The organism is Actinomadura keratinilytica, from assembly GCF_039539665.1.
Lineage (GTDB): Bacteria > Actinomycetota > Actinomycetes > Streptosporangiales > Streptosporangiaceae > Spirillospora > Spirillospora keratinilytica.
This window is the reverse complement of the sequence record NZ_BAABDO010000017.1, coordinates 70,124-77,715: the sequence shown is the minus strand read 5'-3', so window position 1 is coordinate 77,715 and position 7,592 is coordinate 70,124. Positions and strand designations below refer to the sequence as shown.

Genomic DNA, 7,592 nt, shown 5'->3' with positions numbered 1-7,592 from the left:
CGGGCAGCGGGCGCCGCGCGGCCGCGTCCTGCTCCGGGCCGTCCGGGCGGGCGACGCGGTACACCAGGTCCGCGCCCGCCGCGGTGCGCTCCAGGCCGATCCAGGCGTAGGCGTCGCCGAGCACCGCCAGCCCGGCGCGGGCGCCCGGCTCGACGGCGGTCAGGGTGAGGTCGGTGGCGGCGGTGAAGGCCTCGGCGGGCAGCCGCTGGCCGAGCACGCCGGGCAGGCGGCGCAGGTCGCCGGCGTCGGCGCTGCGCACGCAGGCCAGGCGGAGCCCGCCGCCGGGCGCCCGCCCGGTCCACGCCGGGTCGGGGACGCCCTGCCAGGTCCACTGCGGGCCGAACCGCCCGCCGGGGAAGTCGTCGCCGGCCGCGGGGGCGGCGGGCGGCTCGCCCGGCACGGGTTTGCGGTGCCGCCGGACGGGCGTGCCGTGCGCGCCGATCTCGGGCCAGCCGTCCGCGCGCCAGCGCATGGGCTGCAGGTGGACGACGCGGCCGTAGGCGCCCCGGTCCTGGAAGTGCAGGAACCAGTGGCCGCCGTCGGGGGCGTCCACCCAGGCGCCCTGGTGCGGGCCGTTGACGTCGCTGTCGCCCTGCTCCAGGACGACGCGGTGCTCGTAGGGCCCGAAGACGCCGGGCGCGCGGAAGGCGTACTGCCAGCCGGTGGCCACTCCCCCGGCGGGTGCGAAGATCCAGTAGTGGCCGCCGTGCCGGTACAGCTTGGGGCCCTCCAGGGTGCGGCAGCCGGGGATCTCGTCGCCGTCCACGACGACCGTGCCCTCGTCCAGCAGCCGGGTGGCGTCCGGGGCCATCCGGTGCAGGGTGAGCCGGTTGTTGAACCCGGCGCGGCTCTTGGCCCAGGCGTGCACCAGGTAGGCCGAGCCGTCCGCGTCCCACAGCGGGCAGGGGTCGATGAGGCCGCGTCCGGGCTTGAGCAGGCGCGGCCGCGTCCACGGCCCGGCGGGGTCGGCGGCGGTGACGACGTAGATCCCGTGGTCGGGGTCCGGGTAGAAGATCCAGAACCGGCCGGCGTGGTGGCGCAGCGCCGGCGCCCACACGCCGTGGCCCCAGCGCGGCGCCGCGTACGCCCCGGCCGGTTCGGGTTCGGGCAGCGCGTGCCCGATGATCGTCCAGTTGACCAGGTCGCGGGAGTGCAGCACGGGCAGGCCCGGGACCCGGTGGAAGCTGGAGGCGGTCAGGTAGTAGTCGCGGCCGACGCGGATCGCGTCGGGGTCGGACCAGTCGGCGTTCAGCACCGGGTTGCGGTACGTGCCGTCGCCCAGGTCGGCGGTCCACGGCGGCCGGACCGCCGGACCGGGCGCGGTCACGGAGCCGGACGTGTTCACGGTGTCGGGCACAGGGCCTCCCGCAGCTTGCCGATCTCGGCGTCGGACAGGTGCCCGTCGGCGACGACCGTCACGACGCGCCGGGCCACGGCGCCGCCCGGCGGCACCTCCACGGGGCGCTCCCAGGCCAGCGAGGACCCCACCCCCGGGTACTCGGCGACCCGCACGAACCACGGGTCGGCGGCGGTGGCGGCGTCGGCGGGCAGGAACGCCAGCGTCCAGGCGCGGCCGTCGGGCGCGGTGCCGGTCAGCGCCAGCCAGTCGGCGCGGGCGCCGTGCACGGCCTGCTCGCCCTCGGCGTGCGGCGCGCGCACCCGGATGCCGGCGGACGTGCCGGGCGCCCGCCAGAAGAACCCGCCGTATCCGGCGCCGGGCCGCCCGTTGGTGGCGGGGCTGCCGATCCGCAGCGGCCCGCGGGTGGCGTTGGTGAGCGTGAACGCCACGTCCAGCGCCCAGTGGCCGCCCGCCGCGACCGCGCGCACGTCCCGCCGTTCGCGCAGGGCGGCCTCGCCGTCGGCGCCGATCCAGGCGAGGGTCTCGGTGAAGGCGTCGGCGGCGCGGCCCGCCCAGCCCAGGTGCCGCTGCACGCCGTGGTTGTCCAGCCAGGTCGGGCCGCGGCCGCGGACGAACGTGCGGCCGCCCCAGAAGTTGCGCCCGCCGACGTCGGGCACGGCGATGCTGACGCCGAGGTGGTGCCGGTGGTCGGCGGGCGCCAGCTCGGTGACCTCGGTCCCGGCGAGGGTGCGCACCGGGTGGAAGTAGGGGCGGGGCGACAGGCCGGCCGGCAGGTCCGGCCGCGTCACGTACTCGGCGACCGCGCGTCCCGCGCAGGTCAGCTCCACCGGGTCGGCGGTCATCCGGGCACCTCCTCGCGGACCGCCCACGGCGCGCCCAGCTCCGAGAACAGGGCGAGGCGTTCGGCGCTGGCCGCGACCAGCGCCTCGACGCCGGGCAGCTCGCGCCGCTGCTCCCCGTCCGCGCTGGTGACGCGCTGCAACCCGTCGGGGATGGGCAGCGGGTCGGGCGCGGTGCGCACGGCGTCCAGCACCCGCATGAACGCGGCGGTGCGCTCCGGCGGGACGAGCAGCCCGGCGTCGCCGCGCACGTGGGCGAGCAGGTTGTCCAGCAGGTCGGTGCGCGGGTGGACGGAGACGACCGGGTCGCGGCCCGGCCGCTCCAGGCGCACCTCGTCGCGGGTGTAGGTGAGGACGATGCGCCCCTTTTCGCCGTGCACGATCAGGTACGGCTCGTTGCGCCTGGGCGCGCACAGCGTCACCGCGACCGTGACGGCCGTGCCGCGCGCGGTGCGCAGCCGCAGGCAGGAGGTGTCGTCGCTTTCGATCGGGAAGGCGTGGAACAGCTCCAGCTCGACGCCTCCGACGTCGTCCGGGCCCTCGCTGCCGTCCACGGCCAGGGCGGTGGCCAGGGCGTGCGCGAACGGGTTGGTCAGCGCGCCGTCGACCACGTCGGTGCCGCCGATGCGCCGCCGCCCGGCCCACGGGGCGCGGGCGAAGTAGGCGGACGTGCGCAGCCACGCCCCGGCGGCGCCGATCCCCCGCACCCGGCCGACCGCCCCGTCGGCGATCAACGCGCGCACCGCGGGGATCGCCGCCGAGCCCAGGCTCTGGAAGCCGATCTGGCAGGCGCGTCCGGCGTCCCGCACCCCGGCGGCGACGCGCTCGAAGTCGGCGTAGGTGGCGGCGGGCGGCTTCTCCAGCAGGACGTGCGCACCGCGCGCCACCGCCGCCAGCGTCAGCTCGGCGTGGGTGGGGATGGGCGTGGCGACGATGACGACCTCGGCGCCGGTGCGGTCGATCAGCGCGGGCAGGTCGGGCGACTGCTCCGGCGCCGGGTCGAACCCGGCGAGCGCCGCCTCGTCCACCGGCCGCAGGTCGCAGACGCCGGCCAGGCGCGCCGTCCCGGCGGCGGCCGCCCGGCGCAGGTTGTCCAGGTGCCGGCGCCCGTGCCCGTGGGCGCCGACCAGGATGACGCCCGTCATGACACGCGGCCCGCTCCGGCCCGGGCGCGCACCAGGCCCGGGACGGCGGGGGCGGGGTCGATGCGGCCGTGCAGGGTGGGCGTCCAGCCGACGTCGCCCGACAGGTCGGGGTCGTTGGCGGCGTTGAAGGCGGCCAGGGCGTCGACGGGCCGGTTCCCCACGTAGGTGCCCTCGGCGTGGATCGCGGTCCCGCCCCAGTTGTAGATGATCTTCTCGGCGGGGGTGCCGGCGCTGAAGTGGTTGTTCTGCGCGTAGATCGCCGACTCCTTGCCCGCGCCCCAGGCGTACAGCGACTGCGGCGACCACACGTAGGAGTTGTTGTAGACGTGCACCCGCCCGTACCGCACCCGCGGCACCCGCTGGATCAGGCCGCGGAACTCGTTGTGGTGCAGGGTGACGCGCAGCTTGCCGCGGTCGCCGGTGGCGCTGTCGCTGTTGCCCCACAGCAGCGACTTGTCGTGGTCGGCGAACTTCGACCAGGAGACCGTCACCAGGTCGCTGCCGTTCACCACGTCGAGCAGGCCGTCGTGGTGCAGCCACACCTTGCCGAAGTACTTGGGCTCGGCCGAGTCGGGGCGGTCGCCGTCGCCGAGCGTGACGTGGTCCACCCACACGTGCCGGGAGCCGGAGACGGTGATGTTGTCGAACTCGGTCTTCCAGTCCTCGCCCGACCAGCCGGGGAAGCAGTCGTAGGCGTCCTGCACGTCCAGGTTGCGGATGATGACGTTCTCGGCGTCCTGCACCGTCAGGTTGATGCCGGTCAGCCGCGCGCCCCCGCCGGCGCCGACGATCGTGGTGTTGGAGCCGATGCGGACGACCACGTCCTTGCGCTGGTTGGCGGTGGAGCGCTTGCGGGCCTCCTCCAGCGGCCCGGACGCGGGCCCGCTCCAGTGCGCCGGGTCGTACGCCTCCAGGTAGGCGTCGAGGCTGTATTCGGGGTCGGCGTAGGCGTCGCAGTCGTCGCCGCCCTTCAGGTGGCCCCGCACGTACACGATCTTCGGGGTGTCGCCGGCGACGGCGGCGGCCAGTTCCTGCCGGGTGCGGACGGTGACGACGTTCTCGGGGGCGGCCGCGGCGCCGCCGGTGGTGCCGCCCTCGGCGGCCGCCCACCCGTCGTTCGGCGCGAGCGTCTGGCGGCCCAGGTCGGTGCGGTGCCCCCCGCTCTGGGAGGCGGCGCCCTGGGAGGCGGCGCGGGGCGCGGCGGCGTGGGCGGCCTGCGCGGCGAGGGCGCCGCTGATGGCCAGGGCGGACGTGACGACCGTCGCGGTGAGCTTCACGAGTTTCCTCCGTCGTCGTCGAGCCGGGTGCTTTTCAGCAGGTCCGCGTCGAAGCGCAGCCCGAGTCCGGGGCCGTCGCCGGGACGCAGCAGGCCGTCGTCCCCGATCCGCACGGGCGGCGGGGCGGCGGTGTCGAGCAGGCCGAGCGCGGCGAACGAGGCGTCCTCCACGTCCTCGACCATCGCGGGCAGCGGCAGGCAGCACGCCAGCTGCCCGGACAGCTCGGGCAGCAGGTGCGGATGGACGGGCACGTTGAACGCGCGGGCCAGGTCGGCGATGCGCAGGAACGGGGTGACGCCGCCGACCCGCACCACGTTGGGCTGCAGGATGTCGCAGGCGCCCGCGGTGAGCAGGTCGCGGAACTGCCAGGGGGTGTGGGTGTTCTCGCCGAGCGCGATCGGCACGCCGGGCGCGCCCTCGCGCAGCCGCGCGTACGCCTGCACGTCGTCGGCGGGCAGCGGCTCCTCGATCCAGTACGGGTCGTAGGGGCGGAACGCCTCGATGGCGCGCAGTGCGCGGGGCAGGTCCCACAGCTGGTTGGCGTCCAGCATGAGCCGCACGCCGGGGCCGATGACGCGGCGGACGGCGGCGACCCGGGCGACGTCCTCGTCCAGGTCCGCCAGCCCGACCTTGATCTTCACGGCGGGCAGGCCCCGCCCGACCCAGCGCCGCGCCTGGTCGGCCAGCTCGTCCACGGTGTAGTGGCGGTTGACGCCGCTGCCGTAGACGGGGACGGCGTCGCGGCGGCGGCCGACCGCCTCGGCCAGGCCGGCCGGGGCGCGCAGGTCCCACAGCGCCAGGTCGACGGCGGCCAGCGCGATCGTGGTGAGCCCGCCGCGCCCGGCCTCGTGCAGGTGCCACCACAGCCGGTCGTAGGCGACGGCCGGATGCGCGGGCAGGCCGATCGCGGCGTCCCGGATGTCGGACTCCAGCAGGGCGTGCGCGGCGCGCCCGCCGACGTTGGGCGCCCAGCTGAACCCGGTGCCGGCCCGCCCGTCGTCGGTGATGACGCGGGTGACGACCAGGTGGATGTGCGTGGTGTGCGGTCCCCACGGCCGCACCAGCGGGATCCGGTGGACGCTGCTGCGCACCTCGGCGATGGCGCTCATGAGCCCGCCCCCACCAGTGCGAGCCCGGTCTCGACCAGGCGGGCCAGCTCGTCCAGGTGCTCGGGCGCGGGCTCGGCCAGCGGCGGCCGCACCGCGCCGGCGTCCAGGCCGCGCAGCCGCACGCCCGCCTTGACCAGCGACACCGCGTAGCCGGGGACGCGGCTGCGCAGCTCCACCAGCGGCGTGTAGAACTCGGCGAGCAGCCGTTCGGCCAGTTCGGGGTCGTCGTGCTGGGCGCGCTGGTAGGCGGCGGCGACCTCGGGCACGAACCCGAACGCCGCCGAGGAGTACAGGTCCACGCCGATGGCCCGGTAGGCGGGCTGGGTCAGCTCGGCGGTCGGCAGCCCGTTGAAGAACGTGAAGTCCGGGCCGATCTCGCGGCGCACCGCCCGCACGATGCGCGCCATCCGGTCGATGTCGCCGACGCCGTCCTTCAGGCCCGCCACGCCCGGCACGCGGGCCAGCTCCACGGCGGTGTCCGGGTCGAGGACGACCCCGCCGCGCTGGTACACGATCACCGGGATGCCGGCGGCCCGCGCGACCGCCTCGACGTAGGCGCGCAGGCCGTGCCGCGGCCCCTGGGCCAGGTACGGCGGCATGAGCAGCAGCCCGTCGGCGCCGGCCGCCGCCGCGCCGCGGGCCTGGTCGAGGGCGGCGCCGGGCGGCCCGCCCGCTCCGCCGACCACCGGGACGGCCCCGCCGGCGACCCGCACCGCCGTGCGCACCGCGCGGTCGTGCTCGGCGGGCGACAGCGACGGGAACTCGCCCGTCCCGCACGCGACGAACACCCCGCCGGGCCCGTGGGCGAGCCCGGCGCGCAGGTGCTCGGCGAGCACGGCCTCGTCCAGCGCGCCGTCCGCGCCGAACGGCGTCACCGGGAAGAACAGCACTCCGTGCAGCCGCATGTCATACCTCCGTGGACAGTTCGGTGCGCCAGCTGCGCTTGGGCCGCCAGCCGAGCAGCGCCTCGGCCTTGGCGGAGGAGAACGCCGGGGCGGTGCCGGACAGGGCCGCGCAGTGCGGCGCCGCGGCGGGCAGGTGCCGGGGCAGCAGCTCGGCCAGCGGCTCGCGGGCCAGCGCGTCGGCCGCCCCGGCGAAGAACACCTCGCCGTTGGCCAGCGTGGGCAGCCCGTCCAGCAGGCACCGGACGAACTCGGCGGCGTCCCGCGCGTCGATGTAGTTGAACAGCGACATCCCGCCCAGTTCGGGGCGGTCGAGGCGTTCGCCGATGCGGTGGCCGCTCTGCGTCGGCGCGCCGTGCCACTCCTCGGGCGCCACCACGAAGCACGGCCGCAGCGCCGCGTACCGGACGCGGTCGCCGTGGGCGGCGGCGAACATCCGCATGGTGTGCTCGGCGGCCAGCTTGGACAGGCTGTAGGCGTTCCACGGCGCCACCGGGTGCTCCTCGTCGAGCGGCAGGTACGACGGCGCCCACCCGTGCGGGGCGCCGTACCCGATGACGGTGGGGCTGCTGGCCAGCACGACGCGTTCGACGTCGCCGCAGTGCGCCGCCGCCTCGCACATGTTGAACGCCAGCTGCGTGTTGACCCGGTAGGTGTAGGCGTCGGTGCGGCTGAACGGCGTCGCGATCGCGGCCAGATGCACCACCGCCCGGGGCCGGAACCGCGCCATCGCCTCGAACGCCTCACCGAGGTCGGTGAGGTCGGCGGGCAGCACGGCGGCCGCGGCGGCCGGGGTGCCGGGGGCCGGGTCCACGCCGATCACCTCGTGCCCCGCCTCGGCCAGCGCCGTCACCACGCTGCGCCCCAGCCGCCCGGCGCTGCCGGTGACCAGGATCCGCGTCCCCGGCTCCAGCGCGCTCTCGGCGATCGCCGTCGTCGTGTTCTCGTTCACCGCTTCCC

General features: G+C 76.6%; 7 protein-coding genes. All 7 read right to left on the bottom strand.

Annotated features, from left to right (window positions below; genetic code table 11):
- The coding region (locus ABD879_RS08890; RefSeq protein WP_345019309.1) for a glycoside hydrolase family 43 protein at positions 1-1,357 on the bottom strand (1,357 nt) is incomplete at its 3' end.
- Positions 1,342-2,202, bottom strand: a complete 861-nt coding sequence (locus ABD879_RS08885; protein WP_345019306.1) for a DUF6807 domain-containing protein — start codon at positions 2,200-2,202, stop codon at positions 1,342-1,344. The genes ABD879_RS08890 and ABD879_RS08885, both read right to left, overlap by 16 nt.
- On the bottom strand, positions 2,199-3,344 hold the full coding sequence (locus tag ABD879_RS08880) for a Gfo/Idh/MocA family protein (RefSeq protein WP_345019303.1): 1,146 nt from the start codon (positions 3,342-3,344) through the stop codon (positions 2,199-2,201). The genes ABD879_RS08885 and ABD879_RS08880 overlap by 4 nt, the downstream gene beginning before the upstream one ends.
- Entirely contained in the window at positions 3,341-4,621 is a 1,281-nt protein-coding gene (locus tag ABD879_RS08875; RefSeq protein WP_345019301.1) for a pectate lyase family protein, read from the bottom strand. The genes ABD879_RS08880 and ABD879_RS08875 overlap by 4 nt, the downstream gene beginning before the upstream one ends.
- On the bottom strand, positions 4,618-5,730 hold the full coding sequence (locus tag ABD879_RS08870) for a mandelate racemase/muconate lactonizing enzyme family protein (RefSeq protein WP_345019299.1): 1,113 nt from the start codon (positions 5,728-5,730) through the stop codon (positions 4,618-4,620). The genes ABD879_RS08875 and ABD879_RS08870 overlap by 4 nt, the downstream gene beginning before the upstream one ends.
- Positions 5,727-6,635 (bottom strand): 5-dehydro-4-deoxyglucarate dehydratase, encoded by a 909-nt coding sequence (locus ABD879_RS08865; RefSeq protein ID WP_345019297.1) that lies wholly within the window; start codon positions 6,633-6,635, stop codon positions 5,727-5,729. The genes ABD879_RS08870 and ABD879_RS08865 overlap by 4 nt, the downstream gene beginning before the upstream one ends.
- 1 nt (position 6,636) lies before the next feature.
- Positions 6,637-7,584: an NAD-dependent epimerase/dehydratase family protein gene (locus ABD879_RS08860; protein WP_345019295.1), complete on the bottom strand. Its 948-nt coding sequence runs from the start codon at positions 7,582-7,584 to the stop codon at positions 6,637-6,639.
- Positions 7,585-7,592 lie beyond the last annotated feature (8 nt).

Excerpts from the sequence above, each read along its gene's own strand:
- ABD879_RS08885 (WP_345019306.1), bottom strand. The coding sequence starts at position 2,202 with ATGACCGCCGACCCGGTGGAGCTGACCTGCGCGGGACGCGCGGTCGCC.
- ABD879_RS08880 (WP_345019303.1), bottom strand. The coding sequence starts at position 3,344 with ATGACGGGCGTCATCCTGGTCGGCGCCCACGGGCACGGGCGCCGGCAC.
- ABD879_RS08870 (WP_345019299.1), bottom strand. The coding sequence starts at position 5,730 with ATGAGCGCCATCGCCGAGGTGCGCAGCAGCGTCCACCGGATCCCGCTG.
- ABD879_RS08865 (WP_345019297.1), bottom strand. The coding sequence starts at position 6,635 with ATGCGGCTGCACGGAGTGCTGTTCTTCCCGGTGACGCCGTTCGGCGCG.